The organism is Paraburkholderia sp. BL21I4N1, from assembly GCF_002973525.1.
Taxonomy (GTDB): domain Bacteria; phylum Pseudomonadota; class Gammaproteobacteria; order Burkholderiales; family Burkholderiaceae; genus Paraburkholderia.
In genome coordinates, this window is sequence record NZ_PVEN01000012.1 from 106874 (window position 1) to 121867 (window position 14994).

The following is a 14994-nucleotide window of genomic DNA, read 5'->3' on the forward strand; positions in this document are numbered from 1 at the left end:
AAGCATTTTTCGGTATTTTTTGTTCCACTTATCTTAAAGAGCCGGAGACACCCCCATGAGCGAGCAGAATCCTTCCCCGCGTGACGCCAGCGCCGACCACCGCGCAAGCGGCCCGCAAGCCATGACGCCGTCCGAAGCCTTCGTCGAAACGCTGGCGGCCAATGGTGTCACCGACATGTTCGGCATCATGGGCTCGGCGTTCATGGACGCGATGGACATCTTCGCGCCCGCCGGCATCCGTCTGATTCCCGTGGTTCACGAGCAAGGCGCCGGCCATATGGCCGACGGTTATTCGCGCGTGTCGGGCCGTCACGGCGTGGTGATCGGCCAGAATGGTCCGGGCATCAGCAACTGCGTCACGGCGATCGCGGCGGCCTACTGGGCGCATAGCCCGGTCGTGATCGTGACGCCGGAAGCAGGCACCATGGGCATTGGTCTCGGCGGCTTCCAGGAAGCCAAACAGTTGCCGATGTTCCAGGAGTTCACCAAATACCAGGGCCACGTTACCCACCCTGCGCGGATGGCGGAATTCACCGGCCGCTGCTTCGACCGCGCCATGGCGGAAATGGGCCCGACCCAGCTCAACATTCCGCGCGATTATTTCTACGGCCAGGTGAAGGTGGAGATTCCACAGCCGCAGCGGCTCGACCGTGGCGCCGGCGGCGATCAACGCCTCGACGAAGCCGCCGAGCTGCTCGCGCAGGCCAAATTCCCCGTCATCATTTCCGGCGGCGGTGTGGTGATGGCCGACGCCGTCGAAGAATGCAAGGCGCTCGCCGAGCGGCTCGGCGCGCCGGTGGTCAACAGCTATCTGCACAACGACTCGTTCCCGGCGAATCATCCGCTGTGGTGCGGTCCGCTCGGCTATCAGGGTTCCAAGGCGGCAATGAAGCTGCTGTCGCGCGCCGACGTCGTGATCGCGCTCGGCTCGCGGCTCGGGCCGTTCGGCACACTGCCGCAACACGGCATGGACTACTGGCCGGCCAACGCGAAGATCATCCAGATCGACGCCGATCACAAGATGTTGGGCCTCGTGAAGAAGATCTCGGTCGGCATCTGCGGCGATGCGAAGGCGGCCGCCGTCGCGCTGACGCAGCGTCTGGCCGATCGCGAGATTGCCTGCGACGCCACCCGCAGCGAACGCGGCGATCAGATCGCCTCGGAAAAAGCGGCGTGGGAAAAAGAGCTCGATGAGTGGACCCACGAACGCGATCCGTACAGCCTCGACATGATCGAGGAACAGAAACAGGAACGCACGCCGGGTGGCGGCACCTATTTGCATCCGCGCCAGGTGCTGCGCGAACTGGAAAAGGCCATGCCGGAAGACGTGATGGTCTCGACCGACATCGGCAACATCAACTCGGTGTCGAACAGCTACCTGCGCTTCAACAAACCGCGCAGCTTCTTCGCGGCGATGAGCTGGGGCAATTGCGGCTACGCGTTCCCGACCATCATCGGCGCCAAAGTCGCCGCGCCGCACCGCCCGGCGATTTCCTATGCCGGCGACGGTGCGTGGGGCATGAGCATGATGGAAACCATGACCTGTGTACGCCACAACATTCCGGTGACAGCGGTGGTGTTTCATAACCGTCAATGGGGTGCGGAGAAGAAGAACCAGGTGGACTTCTACAACCGCCGCTTCGTGGCCGGTGAACTGGACAACCAGAGCTTCGCGGAGATCGCGAAGGCGATGGGCGCCGAGGGAATCGTGGTGGATCGCCTCGAAGACGTGGGCCCCGCGTTGAAGCGCGCGATCGATCTGCAGATGAATCACGGCAAAACCACGATCATCGAGATCATGTGTACTCGCGAACTGGGCGACCCGTTCCGCCGCGATGCGCTGTCCAAGCCCGTGCGCATGCTCGATAAGTACAAGGACTACGTTTGAGCGCAGCAGGCATCTGAGTGTCGGCGGGCTCCGGTTTTCGTCTTGTAGATTGAGGCGGTCGGAGCCCGCCTTGCTTGTGGGTCGCCGGGTCGAATGCCGCTTGCAGTGCTCCCCGACCGGGCCTCTTCGCTGCGCGTCTTGCGGCCTCCGTCATCGGGCATTGTCATGAAAGCCATTCTCCGCATCATCGACCAGGCGCGCGCCTCGCCCATGCGCATCGTGCTGAGCGAAGCCGACGATCCGCGCGTGCTGCAGGCCGCGCAGCGCGCGAGCCGCGAAGGCGTCGCGCGTATCGTGCTGGTGGGCGATCTCGCGCGCATTCGCGAGGTGGCTGCGCGCTTCGATATCGATCTGTCCGGGATGGAGCTGGTCGACCCCGCCGGTTCGGCACACGCCCCTTCCTACGCCGCCGAACTGTTCGCGCTGCGCGGCAAGAAAGGCATGACGCTGGAACAGGCACAACAGGAAATCCTTAAGCCGCTGTGCTTCGCGAACCTGATGGTGCGTCTGGGGGATGCCGACGGTTCCGTGTCCGGCGCGGTCAACACCACCGCTGACGTGGTGCGCACCGCGATCCAGGTGATCGGCATTGCGCCATCGTTCAAACTGGTGTCGAGTTTTTTCCTGATGATGCTGTGCGAGCCGTTCCACACGCTGAAAGGCGGGCTGATTTTTTCCGACTGCGCACTCGTTGTCGAACCCGACGCCGACCAGCTCGCCGAGATCGCAATCGCCGCCGCCGACAGCGGACGCAGCCTGCTGATGGATGAACCGCGCGTGGCGATGCTGTCGTTTTCGACCAGCGGCAGCGCGCATCATGCGGCGGTCGATAAGGTGATCAACGCCACGCACCGGGTGCAGGAGCGTCGGCCGCATCTCATGATCGACGGCGACGTGCAACTCGACGCCGCGATCGTCTCCGAAATCGCGCTGCGCAAGGTCAAGCATTCGCAGGTCGAGGGGCATGCGAACGTGCTGGTGTTTCCGAGTCTCGAAGCGGGCAACATCGGCTATAAGCTGGCGGAACGGATTGGCGGGGCGAAGGCGATCGGGCCGCTGTTGCAGGGCTTGCGGAAGCCGGCTAACGATCTGTCGCGCGGATGCAGCGCGGACGATATTTACTATGTGATCGCCGTGACGGCGGTGCAGGCGCAAGCGGCGCTTGCGCCTGTCGCGGCGGCTACTACGCAGACGCCCGCCGGGTGATCGAGCCGGATCGGGCGACGTGGGCATCCTGTTAGTCGGTTTACCATGATGAGCTCACGACTTCTACCGAAGGGGAAATGACCGGATAGTGAACGGGTAACCAACACGGAGAGTTCACTATGCGTATTTTTCTGACGGGCGCGACCGGTTTTATCGGCTCGGCCCTCGTTCCCGAGCTCATCGCAGCCGGCCACCAGGTGATCGGCATGACACGTTCGGATGCGGGCGCGCAGGCGCTTGCCGATGCGGGCGCCGAAGTCCATCGCGGCACTCTGGAGGACACCCCGAGTTTGCGCGAGGGCGCCGCGAAAGCGGATGCCGTCATCCACGCGGCCTTCGATCACGACTTCTCGAACTTCGTCGCGAATTGCGAAAAGGATCAGCGCGCCATCGCCGCGCTCGGGTCCGCGCTCGCGGGCTCGGATCGTCCCCTCCTCATCACGTCAGGAACGGGAATGGGCAGCGGCGAGCACGGCGAACCGGCGAGCGAAGATGTCTTCAATCCCCACCATGCCAATCCGCGGATTGCCTCGGAACTGGCCGGCAATGCGCTGCTGGAAGCCGGTATCAATGTATCGGTCATGCGGCTGCCGCAAGTTCACAATCCCTTCAGGCAGGGACTGATTTCGCCGCTGATCGCCATTGCGCGGGAGAAAGGCGTGGTGGCCTATGTGGGGGAAGGACGCAATCGCTGGCCTGCTGGGCATCTTTCCGATGTCGTGCGCCTGTATCGGCTCGCGATCGAAAAGCGCAAGCCAGGGGCTCGTTATCATGCGGTCGGAGAAATGGGTGTCAGCAGCCGCGACATTGCCGAATCGCTCGGGCGCGGTCTGAACCTGCCGGTCGTTTCGATCTCGCAGGAAGAAGCGGCGGCACACTTCGGATGGATGGGGATGTTCGTCGGTCTGGATATGCCGGCGTCGAGTGAGCTGACGCAGGCGCGACTGGGCTGGAAGCCAACGGGTCCGACATTGATCGCCGATCTCGACGAAGCGCGTTATATGTAGCGGTGGTTGAGTGATGAAGGCGATGGGGCGGCTAGGCCGCCCGGTCCGTCGAAGCCGCAAGGCAAGTGCCGCACGAACGCACCCTGCCCGTTCGCAAACGCCCGGCGCTCACTGTCGTTTCGGCGCCGCACTCGCACAGGCAAGTCCACAATCCGTCGCCAGCGTATCGCTGCGTGGTCAACTGACCGAAAACCTCGCCGCTTTTCAGCGCGGGGGATCCCGGCCGCGAGCGCCACACACGGCGCTGCTCACGGCAACCGCAATCCCGCACTGCACCGCTTTCCACGCTCTTTAGCACGGCAGTCACCTGCCCGCCGCACCGGCATCGCCAGAGCCACGAGTCCGCGCCGCGATATTCAAGCGCGACGAGATCGCCGAAGGAGCGACCCGCGACATCGCGACTCGGCGGAAAGGGCCATTGGGGCGGTAAAGGACGGCGGATACGTTTCACTGGAGGTAAATGGGGTGCACGGGCTTGCTCTCAAGTGTAATCGCGCCCTTACTTTGGCGCGGCTCGACAAGGACCGGCGGCCCATGGCCCTTATGTGGGGTTGCTCACACTTTGTTTCAATTTGCCTCACGCGGCTGGAGGCCCCGCCCAGCAAGGCCTGGCAGCTTGAAACGGAGAACGGATACCGTTGCGCCTCAGGTGGCGGGGTGAAGATTTCAAACGCCGGACCGTTAAAGGATTCAACAGGTGAGGGACATATACCATGAAGATTGAATCCGGCAATTATCCGCTCGCGGCTCCACAGAGCGGCGCACGAAACACGACCAGCAATAACGATGCAGAGGGCGCCGTCGAGTCCGTGCAACAGGCTGGCGCTGGCGACGCGCTGCATTCGACTGTCAGTCTTTCGTCCATGGCCGCGGTGCACACGCCCGGGGATTCGGATATCGACACGGCCAAGGTCGAGTCGATCAAGGCCGCCCTGCGTGACGGCAGCTACAAGATCGATTCGGGGAAGATCGCCGACGGCATGCTGAGCCATGCGCGTGATTTGCTGCAGACGACCGCGTCCTGAGCGGAGACTGAGCAAGGGCACGCGCGGCTCAAACCGGCTTACCTTGCGGTTCGCTGTCGATCATCAGCTCCAGGAATCCAGTAACCGAATCGAACTCTCGCGAGAAGCGATGTTCCGGGAGTAGCGCCAACAACAGCTCGGCAGTCGTGCGGACCTTGCATCCGTGCGCCACATGGCCGCCCAATACCTGACCGCGCGCGTCGGCAACGGACACGTGCAGATGTGCGCCATCGGGCGAGATCGAGCCCGCCAGCGTCAATATTTCGAGGTCGCCGCGCAGTTCGGTCGGGGCCTCGGCCCCGGCGAATCGCAATTGAGCCACGCTGAGACTGCCAATCCCCTGAATCACGAAGGCTGCGTGTGACTCGCGCTGACGCAGCACGTCTTCGACGGCGGCACGCAAGTCATCGCCGGGGGAAAGGCGCAACGGATAGGCTTGCATGTTCGCTCGCAGGTTTGATGTTGCGGGACAGGTTAAGTCGGAACAAGGGCATCGGCAAGCGTGCCCTAGGGTTCCACGTCGCAAGAAACTCACGTCGGACGATCGCCGTTGCCTCTGCGAGGAGACGAACCGAGCGCCCTGCTTCTATCGGATCTTGATGACGACCTTACCCTTTGCACGTCCCGTTTCGACGTAAGCCAGCGCCTCTCGGGTCGATTCGAACGGAAAAACCCGATCGATCACGGGCCTTATTGCACCTGCCTCGATGAGCTTGGCAATCTCACCTAGCTGGTTTCCATCGGCACGCATAAAAAGGAATGAATAGCTGACGTCATGGCGTCTCGCCGCCTTCCGGATGCGATTGCTCAAAAAGTGCATCGCCGTTTTCAGGAACCAGGAGGCCTTCATCTGCCTGGCAAATTCAGGGTCGGGAGGACCGGCGATCCCAATGAGCTTTCCACCCGCCTTGAGCACGCCCAGCGATTTTTCGAGCGTATTTCCGCCCTGCGTATCCAGCACCAGGTCGTAGTCTTTCAGTACGGCGGCAAAATCGTCTTTCTTGTAATCGATGACGATATCCGCGCCAAGTTGCTTCATTAATCCGGCATTCGCCTCGCTCGCTGTCGTCGCGACGATCGCGCCCAGATGCCTGGCGAGTTGAATGGCAAAAGTGCCAACGCCGCCGGAGCCGGCATGTATCAGTACTTTTTGTCCTTTCCTCAGTTGCCCTTTTTCGACTAGCGCTTGCCAGGCGGTCAAGCCCACCAGCGGGATTGAAGCCGCTTCTTCCATGCTGAGTGTTTTGGGTTTGAGGGCGATGCCGTCGTCCTTGACCGCGATGAATTCCGCGAAGGTGCCGATCCGATCTTTGTGCGGTCGCGCATAGACTTCATCGCCCGGCTTGAATCGCCGCACGCGCGATCCGACGCGGACAACGACGCCGGCCAAATCATTGCCCAAAATCAACGGCAAACGATAGGGCAAGATGAGCTTGAACTCTCCATTCATGATCTTTGAATCGAGCGGATTCACGCCAGCGGCGTGAATCTGGATCAATACGTCATCCTCGCGTAGCTCTGGAACTGACATATCGCCAGCCCGTAAGCCATTCTTGCGTCCATATCGATCGACGACGAATGCCTTCATCATGGTTTCTTGTTCCTTGCCAGTTTCACGTTGCGTTGAGTCAATCAGTCCAGGTTGTGAGCCGCAGGTCTTTGCGAATGCCCGCGTCTACCACGGCTGCGGGCGCAAATCTGCGCAGCAATCGCAGACGGCCGGCGAGTCCGCCGGCTGTATAACGGAGTTTCGGGCGAGTCGCGAGAATGGCCTGCAGCACGGCCTCGGCCACCACCTCGGGACCGTCAGCACCCTCGACGACCTCCTTGACCCGCTTATCCATGGCCGAACGCACCTCGCGATACTCGTCGAGCGGGGCGTCGGGCGCCATGAAGTTCGCGTCGAAAGGCGTCTTGATGTAGGCGGGTTCAATGACCGATACCCGGATACCCATGGTGCGCAATTCATGGTCGAGCGACTCTGAATAGCCTGCAACCGCATGCTTGGTGGCGGAATAGAGCGCCATATAGGGCATGGGTAAGAAACCCAGCACGGAGCCGATGTTGATGATGCGGCCGCCACCTTGTCGCCGCATGTGGGGCAACACGGCGCGTGTCATACGGATAATCCCGAAGAAGTTCGTATCGAAAATCGCCCGGGCCTGGTCAAGCGAACTCTCTTCCGCGGCGGCAGGAGCAACGCCGAAGCCAGCGTTGTTCACCAGGAGGTCGATGCGCCCATCCAGCCGCAGTACTTCCTTGACGGCAGCTTCGACTGATTCTTCGCTGGTGACGTCAAGAGGCAGCATCTCGAATGTCCGCTGGCCGGCTTGTGCGCCGCGTCGGCTTGTGCCATAGACCTTGTATCCGGCCTTCGCAAGGCGGTTTGCCGTGGCTTCGCCGATGCCCGACGAGGCGCCCGTAACGAGCGCTATTCCGCTTTTCATAATGTCCTTCCCTTAGATGGTGAGCGATACCTTTGCATGGCCAGTCGAGCGTTTTGCTTCATCTGTTAATATGACGATCATCATATTTTTAGGCGGAGCAAAACCGCACCCCGTTGCGTGGATTTACTCCACGGCGGGTGCGTATTCCTTCAATGCGGCCTCGAGAAAACCGTCCGACAGTTTGGGGTCGTCGACGGCGCGTGCCAACACCATGGTGCCGACCATGGTGGCAACAATCATCAGTGCCTGTTCATGCGAACCCGCTTGCCCCCAATCGGGCAGTTGCCGCGCGACGACATCGATCATCTCCTTGATGCGGCGGGTGGCCGCGCGCCGCACGACCGGCGCCTGGCGCGGCATCTCCGAGCCAAGAGCGGAGATCGGGCAGCCCGTCTCCATGGCGTCCCGATGCTCCTTCGACAGATAAGCGCGCACCATTGACGGCAATGCGTCCCCCGGCGGCACCGATGCCGCGATTTGCTCCGACAGGGCCACGGCCTCGGAGCCGGCCCGATCGGCAGCTTCGGCAAGCAGCGCCTCGCGCGATGGAAAATGGGCGTAGAAGCCACCGTGAGTCAGGCCGGCCTCCTTCATGATGTCGGCCACGCCTGTCCCATCGTATCCACTGCGCCGAATCGCGCGCGCGGCAACCTCGACGATGCGCTCGTGCGTGATTTCCTTGCGGCTGGCGGTTTTCCGATTGATCGATGACTTTTGCATGATGGTCATCATATACTACTTGCGCACAATTTGCTGAACGGCGCCATCTCGTTGCGGATCAAGGCCTCCAGCCCGAAGCCTCCTACCGCCGCCCGCCAATCCAGCTCACCAATTCCCCAAACAACGCCATATCCGGCGCCACCGACAGATCCACCGCAAGACAGCGCCGGTAATACGGGCTGAGATCGAGCCCCACGCCAAGCCCCAACACGTCGACGTCGCGCGCCGCTTCATTGCGCGCGACCACCTGCTTGAGATGATTGTCGAGGTAATACGCGTCGTTGACCTGCGCAGTCGCGCTATCCATCGGACTCCCATCCGAAACAACGATCAGAATCCGCCGAGGCTCCGCACGTGCACGCAAACGCGTGCACGCCCAATCGACCGCTTCCCCATCCACGCCTTCACGAAACAGATCGGCCTTGAACAGCGCAGCGAGGTTCGTGCGAGCACGCCGCCAACTTGTCACGGCGTCCTTGAACACAAGATGGGCGATTTCGTTCAACCGGCCCGGATGCCGTGGCCGGCCACCAGCCAACCAGTCCAGCCTCGCTCGCCCGCCATTCCACGCGCCAGTACTGAAACCGAGGACTTCGGTCGCGATCCCAGCCTGATCGAGCGCCCGCGTCATCACATCGACGAGCACCGCGACCGCTTCGATATGCGCCCGCATCGACCCCGAACAGTCGATCAGAAAACTCACCACGCAATCGGCCACCGGCCGATAACGATCGAGCAGAAACAGCCGCCGCTCACCCGGCGAACTCACCAGTTGCGCGAGCCGGCGACCGTCCACGCGCCCCTGTTCCTCACCGAACGACCAGCCGTCGCGACGCGGCACCGCAAGCGCCGCTTTCAGCGCATACGCGAGCCGGGGCACGTTGATGCGTTGCGCGGCGATGCGCTGGTCGAGCTGGTCGCGGTATTGCGCCAGCAATTCGCTACGGATCCGTGTGGCGGGCACCAGTTCGCGGTCGTAGCGCGTGGTGTAGGCCTGATAGCGTTGGTCGGCTTCTCTCAGCACGCGGCTGTCGCCGGTGCCCGCCAGTCCCATGTCGACATGCTCGCCCGCGTCGGAATCGAACCACAGCGCGAACATCACGCGCACGGCTTCATCGTCTTCAGGCCCGTCTGCGTCCTCTTCCGTGGACTCCCCGCGCGCTTCGCGCATCATGACGCCGACGAGACGCGCCAGTTCGAGCGCATGCACCGCGAACATGCCCTGCTCCGTACGATGCCGCCGCAATGCCGCGAGCGGCACGCCCAACGTCGGCGTAATCGCGGCGCGTGTCGCTTCGATCAGGCCTTCGCTTTCCTCCAACACCGGCCAGCCCGACAGACGCGACCAGACAATCTGCGCAACCGTATAAAGCAGAATGCCGAGGTGCCCATCCGCCAATCCCGCGCGACAGAAAGCGCGTGACCACGTTTCGAAGCGATGTCGAAGATTGTGCGCAAGCCCCGGCATCGCGGCCGGCGCCAGCGCTTCGCAACGCAGTTGCTCGAACAGTTCAAACAGCAGGCGCTCGACCGGCTCCGTAGGACACAGACTCGCGTGCAACGTTGCATCGGAATGCGTGAGCCGCAATGCCGCGCCGTCGGCCGCGCCGCGCAGCGAGGCCAGATCGTCCACTCGCGGATCGGTGCGCAGATGCGGCGCGTGCAACGGCAGCGGACGCAGCCCGCGGCACAGGCGACCGGCGCGGTAATGCAATTGCGCGTCGCCGGTAAAAGCACGCGCGGCCGCCGCGCACAGATTCTGACGCTGCTCCGCGCGGCGTGCCGCCTGCCGCTCGGCGGCGCTCATCGCGCCTCCGTGGAATGGACCTCACTATCCAGTTCGCGATCGAAGCAGCGCTGAAAATACTCGGCGACGATCGCCCGCTCAGCCTCGTCGCATTTATTAACGAACGTGAGGCGAAACGCCAGCGCCGGGTCGCGAAAAATCTGGCAGTTTTCCGCCCAGTCGATCACCGTGCGCGGCGACATCAGCGTTGAAAGATCACCGGTGGCGAAACCCTTACGCGTCAGATCGGCGACGCTGATCATCGAGTCGATCAACCTTCTGCCTACCTCGTCGGCCAGCTCCGGCACGCGCGCCTGCACGATACTCGCCTCTTCCCCGCGCGGCAGGTAATTGAGTGTGGCCACAACATTCCAGCGATCCATCTGCGCGTGATTCAGCAACTGCGTGCCGTGATACAAGCCGTTCAGATTGCCGAGCCCGACCGTATTCGTCGTGGCAAACAGCCGGAAAAAAGGATGCGGATGTATCACGCGATTCTGGTCGAGCAGCGTGAATTTGCCGTCGCGCTCCAGAATGCGCTGGATCACGAACATCACGTCCGGCCGGCCCGCGTCGTATTCGTCGAAGATCAGCGCCATGGGACGCTGCAACGCCCACGGCACGATGCCCTCCTGAAACTCGGTCACCTGCAGATCGTCGCGCACGACGATCGTGTCCTTGCCGACCAGATCGAGGCGGCTGATATGGCCGTCGAGATTCACGCGCACGCACGGCCAGTTCAACCGCGCGGCGACCTGTTCGATATGGGTGGATTTGCCGGTGCCGTGCAGGCCCTGCACCATCACCCGACGCTCGCGCATGAAGCCGGCGAGAATCGCCAGCGTCACTTCGGGATTGAAGCGGTACACCTCGTCGATTTCCGGCACGTGGTCGTCGCGTTCGCTGAAGGCCGGCACCATCAAGCCTGAATCGATGCCGAACACGGTGCGCACCGAAACCATGCGGTCGGGCCGGGCTGTCGAAATATCGGTCACTGCGTTCTCCTCCTTGCGTCGCCTGCCTCACGACAATGGCCGCGCACACGGGGAAACGTGGCGCGGCCTCGTCGGTTCATCATACGCAGTTTGTTTTTCCGATACAAATCATTCCGTTTTTTATATTTTTATGTCGCTTTAGGTTTTATGGTTTCTCGTCGCGGCGAAAGTACATCTGGTACAGCGCCCGCTGCCCGATCCGCCTGAACGGCGCAAACGGATGTCCCGGCAAGGGCGACGCGAAAATCGGCAGCGTCTCCTTCACGCTTTTTCCCGCAATACGTTCGGCCAGCCGCCGCCCGGCCTGCTGCGAATACGACACGCCGTTACCGCCGTAGCCCAGCGCGTAATAGACGGTCTCGCGCGGATCCGGCTGAAACACGCGCGGCATCATGTCGTGACTGACGTCCACCCAGCCCCACCACGAATAGTCGATCGCGACGCCACGCAGCGCGGGAAACTTGCGGACCATACCCTCGACCAGCAAATCGTAATGGCGCGGATTCGGCGCGTCGGCGCCGGTGATTGCGGAACGGCTGCCGATCTGCAAGCGGTTATCCGGCAGAAAGCGATAGTAGAAGCGCAGCGTGCGCGTATCGGTGAGCACCTGGGTCGTGCGGAAATTGCACGCGGCGATTTCCTGCGCGGTGAGCGGGCGCGTGACCATCGAATTCGACAGGATCGGCATGATGCGGCTGCGCAGCGAGTCATGCAGCGTTTGCGCGGTATAAGCGCCGGTCGCGATGCCCACGGCGCGCGCGCGAACCGTGCCGCCTGGCGTGCGCAAATGATGAATCCCGTTGAGGGTCTCCCAGCCCAGCACCGGACTCGCCGGATGCACCTTCGCCCCCGCTTCGCGCGCGAGCCGCAGATAACCGAACGCGAGCTTCAGCGCGTGAATGCCGATCCCCTCGGGCTCGTGCAGCGCGCCGGCCGCTTCCGCGTCGTTGACGTACTCGCGCTGAAACGTCTGCCGGTCGATCAGCACCGACGGATAGCCGAACACGTCCTTCCAGACCTTGGCCTCGGCGGCGAGCTTCTGCATGATGCGCGGCCGGTGCGCGATCAGAAAGTGGCCACCGGGTTGCGGATCGCAATCGATCTCGGCGATCAGCGACTTGAAGTTGTCGAAGCCTTCCTGAATCTCGTCGTGCATTTTCAGCGCGACGTCTTTGCCCCAGCGCTCGATCCATTGCGAACGCGACAGCCGTCCCGACGCGTTCTGCCCTTGCCCGCCGTTGCGGCTGCTGCAGCCCCAACTGGTCTTGTTGGCTTCGAGCACCACCGCCTTGATGCCGTGCTCGCGCGCGAGACACAGCGCCGTGGCGAGCCCCGTATAACCGCCGCCGATAATCGCCACGTCCACGTCCACGTCGGCGGTGATCGGACCGTCGTCGGCGGGCGGCGTGCCGGCGGTGGCGACCCAATAGGTCGGCGCGTATTGCTTGCCCCAGCCCGGTCCGGGGGACACCAGCGGGTCGTAGGTGGGATCGTAGCGGGTATCGTCCTCGCGCTCCGTCGACAGGCGCTGCGCGACGCGTTCGATTTCACTGTGCTCCATCTGCGGCTCCTGTGAGCATCAAACGTTCTGCTTCGGACGTTCCTTGCGGAAGGCGCGCTTGACCGCGATCAGTCCGTCGCGGAACTCGAACAGATCGCAGCCTTCCGCCTCGATGCGCCAGCCTTCCGCATGGGTGCCCGTGAACACCCATTCGGACACGCCGCGCTCACCGTTCACGGTGTGGCGTCCTTGCCCCCAGTGCGCGTCGGGGAACGTCTTGAAGACCCCTTCGAACGCCGCGCGTGTCGCTTCCTTGCCGACGAAACGCGTGCCGAAGACTTCCGGGCCGCCGGCCGCGTCGAACACGCAGTCTTCGGTCATGAAGGTCATTAACGCTTGCGCGTCGTGACGATTGAAGGCGTCGGAAAACGCGGCCAATGTCTCGGCCGTGACTTGCGGTTGTGCGGTTTGTGTTTGAGCCATGAAGCTCTCCTCCTGGATGATTTTTGGACACGCGTGGATTGCCGCCACCGACCCGGCGATCCGTGCGGAAATTGTAGGCAGGGGGTTTGTCTGACGGGTAGGTCCAGTGCCGGGCTTTCGCCTGGTGCAGCACGCTACGGCGCGGCTTGCGCTCCCGTTTGCCGCGCGACGAACGCTGGGGCTTCGTCACTATGCGGCGTACACTGAATTGGACTCAACGAGTCCCGCCAACTGGCTCTATGGTTCTGTTTTTTTGTTCGGCAACACTGGTGGTCAGGCTCGCTTAATCATTCATGACTTCACGCTGCGAGGAACCAAGGTGCTCAAACTGTTTATCGGACTCGGCATTCCGTATCTGGGCGTGATCGGCCTGCTGCCATGGGTGGCAACCGTCGACCGCTTCGTGTTCGGCGTGCCGTTCATCTACGCGTGGATCTTCGCGTGGTTCATGCTCACTTCCGGCTGCCTGATGATCTGCTGGCGCGTGTTCGACAGCCGTCACGACGAGTCCCACCCGCAAAACCGCTAAAGGAGTGTCCGGATGGCTACCGCCGTATTCCTCGGTTTCATCGCTTTCTCGCTGTATCTCGCGATCCGCTCAAATCAGGGACGCGGCCCGCAAAGCATGCATGACTTCTTCGTGGCGTCGCGGCAGTTCGGCGCCTACCTGGTGTTCTTCCTGGCCGCCGGCGAGATCTACAGCATCGGCACCATGGTCGGTTTTCCCGGCGGCATCTATGCAAAAGGACCGACGTACGGCGTCTGGTTCCTCGGCTACATTCTGCTGGCGTATCCGGTGGGCTATTTCATCGGCCCGAAAATCTGGCAGGCCGGCAAGCGTTATAACGCGATCACGCTGCCCGATCTGTTCAAGGGTCATTTCCAGAGCCGCCCGCTGGAGTTGCTCGTGGCCGCGTCCGCGATCGTGTTCCTGCTGCCGTGGGGCGAATTGCAATTCACCGGACTCGTCGCCGCGTTGAACGGTCTCGGCTGGCACTTCAAACCGCTGTATCTGATCCTGTTCGCCGCGTTGCTCGCATTCACCTATATCGCGATCGCCGGCGTGCGCGCCTCGGCCTACATCGCCGTGCTGAAAGACATTCTGATGGTCGCCGCGATCGTGGTGACCGGCGTCGCGGTCGCGATGCAAACCGGCGTGACGGAGGTTTTCCATGCGGCCAGCTTGCACGTGAGCAACCGGATGAACTCGCATCAGCTCACCTTCTCGATGAGCACCATGCTGTTCCAGTCGCTCGGCTTCTACGTGATGCCGTTCGCGGTGCAGAACTTCTTCACCGCGAAGAGCGCGAACACGATCCGCCGCACGCAGGTCGCGATGCCGCTCTACATGCTGATGTACCCGTTCCTCGTGGTCGCCTCTTACTATGCGATCAGCCAGAACCTGCAACTGGCGTCGCCGAACGAAGCGTTCTTTGCCGCCGCGATCCGTCTGCTCCCAGGCTGGCTGCTGGGGCTCGTCGCCGCGGGCGCGTCGTTGTCGGGGCTGCTGGTGCTGGCCGGCATCTGTCTCGCGATCGGCCCGATCGTCACGCGTAATCTGCTGCCCGGCCTGCCCGAATCGCGTCAGAAGAAAGGCGCGAAAGTGGTGATCGTGCTGTATCTGCTGGTGTCGATCGTGATGACGCTGCTCACGCCGAATCTGATGCTGACGCTGATCAACACCACCTACTACGGCGTCACGCAGTTCTTTCCGGGCGTGATGGTCATTCTGTTCGGCCTGCGCGTGCGGCCCGCTGCGATTGCCTCCGGCATGTTGACCGGACAGGTGCTGGCGGTCATTCTCTACATGCTGCAAGTCGACCTCGGCGGCTTCAACCTGGGACTGTTGTGTCTCGGCGTGAACCTGCTGGTGCTGACGGCGGTGAACCTCACCGCGAAAGCGAGCCGTGCACATGCGTTGCCCTGACCGAACCAC

At 62.5% G+C, this 14994-nt stretch carries 14 protein-coding genes; 6 read left to right on the forward strand and 8 right to left on the reverse strand.

Annotation, left to right across the window (positions count from 1 at the left end; genetic code table 11):
• The first annotated feature begins 55 nt into the window (after window positions 1–55).
• The 4 genes from xsc to flgM all read left to right on the forward strand — a co-directional run bounded on the left by xsc (window position 56) and on the right by flgM (window position 5126).
• Window positions 56–1888: a sulfoacetaldehyde acetyltransferase gene (gene xsc, locus B0G83_RS26255; RefSeq protein WP_181157081.1), complete on the forward strand. Its 1833-nt coding sequence runs from the start codon at window positions 56–58 to the stop codon at window positions 1886–1888.
• 165 nt (window positions 1889–2053) lie between these two features.
• The gene (pta, locus tag B0G83_RS26260) at window positions 2054–3094 is read left to right on the forward strand and encodes a phosphate acetyltransferase (protein ID WP_105510305.1); all 1041 of its coding nucleotides are present in this window, start codon (window positions 2054–2056) and stop codon (window positions 3092–3094) included.
• Between the two features lie 119 nt (window positions 3095–3213).
• On the forward strand, window positions 3214–4101 hold the full coding sequence (locus B0G83_RS26265) for an SDR family oxidoreductase (RefSeq protein ID WP_105510306.1): 888 nt from the start codon (window positions 3214–3216) through the stop codon (window positions 4099–4101).
• A gap of 713 nt (window positions 4102–4814) precedes the next feature.
• Window positions 4815–5126 carry a flagellar biosynthesis anti-sigma factor FlgM gene (gene flgM / locus B0G83_RS26270; protein ID WP_105510307.1) on the forward strand — a complete coding sequence of 104 codons (312 nt, stop codon included), beginning with the start codon at window positions 4815–4817 and terminating at the stop codon, window positions 5124–5126.
• Between the two features lie 28 nt (window positions 5127–5154).
• On the opposite strand, the gene B0G83_RS26275 is transcribed toward flgM, so the two are convergent.
• The 8 genes from B0G83_RS26275 to B0G83_RS26310 form a co-directional block, all read right to left on the reverse strand.
• Window positions 5155–5568 carry a PPC domain-containing DNA-binding protein gene (locus B0G83_RS26275; protein ID WP_105510308.1) on the reverse strand — a complete coding sequence of 138 codons (414 nt, stop codon included), beginning with the start codon at window positions 5566–5568 and terminating at the stop codon, window positions 5155–5157.
• A gap of 144 nt (window positions 5569–5712) precedes the next feature.
• Window positions 5713–6714, reverse strand: coding sequence for an NADP-dependent oxidoreductase (locus B0G83_RS26280; protein WP_105510428.1), 1002 nt, complete (start codon window positions 6712–6714; stop codon window positions 5713–5715).
• 40 nt (window positions 6715–6754) lie between these two features.
• Complete coding sequence (locus B0G83_RS26285) at window positions 6755–7573, reverse strand: oxidoreductase (protein ID WP_105510309.1); 819 nt, start codon at window positions 7571–7573, stop codon at window positions 6755–6757.
• A gap of 123 nt (window positions 7574–7696) precedes the next feature.
• Window positions 7697–8305: a TetR/AcrR family transcriptional regulator gene (locus B0G83_RS26290; protein ID WP_105510310.1), complete on the reverse strand. Its 609-nt coding sequence runs from the start codon at window positions 8303–8305 to the stop codon at window positions 7697–7699.
• 70 nt (window positions 8306–8375) lie between these two features.
• Window positions 8376–10100, reverse strand: a complete 1725-nt coding sequence (locus tag B0G83_RS26295; protein ID WP_105510311.1) for a cobalt chelatase — start codon at window positions 10098–10100, stop codon at window positions 8376–8378.
• The gene (locus tag B0G83_RS26300; protein WP_105510312.1) at window positions 10097–11074 is read right to left on the reverse strand and encodes an AAA family ATPase; all 978 of its coding nucleotides are present in this window, start codon (window positions 11072–11074) and stop codon (window positions 10097–10099) included. The genes B0G83_RS26295 and B0G83_RS26300 overlap by 4 nt, the downstream gene beginning before the upstream one ends.
• A gap of 145 nt (window positions 11075–11219) precedes the next feature.
• On the reverse strand, window positions 11220–12635 hold the full coding sequence (locus B0G83_RS26305; RefSeq protein WP_105510313.1) for an FAD-binding oxidoreductase: 1416 nt from the start codon (window positions 12633–12635) through the stop codon (window positions 11220–11222).
• An 18-nt stretch (window positions 12636–12653) separates the two neighbouring features.
• Window positions 12654–13058 (reverse strand): nuclear transport factor 2 family protein, encoded by a 405-nt coding sequence (locus B0G83_RS26310; RefSeq protein ID WP_105510314.1) that lies wholly within the window; start codon window positions 13056–13058, stop codon window positions 12654–12656.
• 319 nt (window positions 13059–13377) lie between these two features.
• Here B0G83_RS26310 and B0G83_RS26315 point away from each other — a divergent pair, with 319 nt between their 5' ends.
• Together B0G83_RS26315 and B0G83_RS26320 are read left to right on the forward strand one after the other, a co-directional pair.
• Window positions 13378–13587, forward strand: a complete 210-nt coding sequence (locus B0G83_RS26315; RefSeq protein ID WP_105510429.1) for a DUF3311 domain-containing protein — start codon at window positions 13378–13380, stop codon at window positions 13585–13587.
• A gap of 12 nt (window positions 13588–13599) precedes the next feature.
• Complete coding sequence (locus B0G83_RS26320; protein WP_105510315.1) at window positions 13600–14985, forward strand: sodium:solute symporter; 1386 nt, start codon at window positions 13600–13602, stop codon at window positions 14983–14985.
• Window positions 14986–14994 lie beyond the last annotated feature (9 nt).

What these genes read in the sequence shown, in the direction of transcription:
- xsc (WP_181157081.1), top strand. Translation starts at nt 56, where the DNA reads ATGAGCGAGCAGAATCCTTCCCCGCGTGACGCCAGCGCCGACCACCGC.
- pta (WP_105510305.1), top strand. Translation starts at nt 2,054, where the DNA reads ATGAAAGCCATTCTCCGCATCATCGACCAGGCGCGCGCCTCGCCCATG.
- B0G83_RS26265 (WP_105510306.1), top strand. Translation starts at nt 3,214, where the DNA reads ATGCGTATTTTTCTGACGGGCGCGACCGGTTTTATCGGCTCGGCCCTC.
- flgM (WP_105510307.1), top strand. Translation starts at nt 4,815, where the DNA reads ATGAAGATTGAATCCGGCAATTATCCGCTCGCGGCTCCACAGAGCGGC.
- B0G83_RS26275 (WP_105510308.1), bottom strand. Translation starts at nt 5,568, where the DNA reads ATGCAAGCCTATCCGTTGCGCCTTTCCCCCGGCGATGACTTGCGTGCC.
- B0G83_RS26280 (WP_105510428.1), bottom strand. Translation starts at nt 6,714, where the DNA reads ATGAAGGCATTCGTCGTCGATCGATATGGACGCAAGAATGGCTTACGG.
- B0G83_RS26285 (WP_105510309.1), bottom strand. Translation starts at nt 7,573, where the DNA reads ATGAAAAGCGGAATAGCGCTCGTTACGGGCGCCTCGTCGGGCATCGGC.
- B0G83_RS26290 (WP_105510310.1), bottom strand. Translation starts at nt 8,305, where the DNA reads ATGATGACCATCATGCAAAAGTCATCGATCAATCGGAAAACCGCCAGC.
- B0G83_RS26295 (WP_105510311.1), bottom strand. Translation starts at nt 10,100, where the DNA reads ATGAGCGCCGCCGAGCGGCAGGCGGCACGCCGCGCGGAGCAGCGTCAG.
- B0G83_RS26305 (WP_105510313.1), bottom strand. Translation starts at nt 12,635, where the DNA reads ATGGAGCACAGTGAAATCGAACGCGTCGCGCAGCGCCTGTCGACGGAG.
- B0G83_RS26310 (WP_105510314.1), bottom strand. Translation starts at nt 13,058, where the DNA reads ATGGCTCAAACACAAACCGCACAACCGCAAGTCACGGCCGAGACATTG.
- B0G83_RS26320 (WP_105510315.1), top strand. Translation starts at nt 13,600, where the DNA reads ATGGCTACCGCCGTATTCCTCGGTTTCATCGCTTTCTCGCTGTATCTC.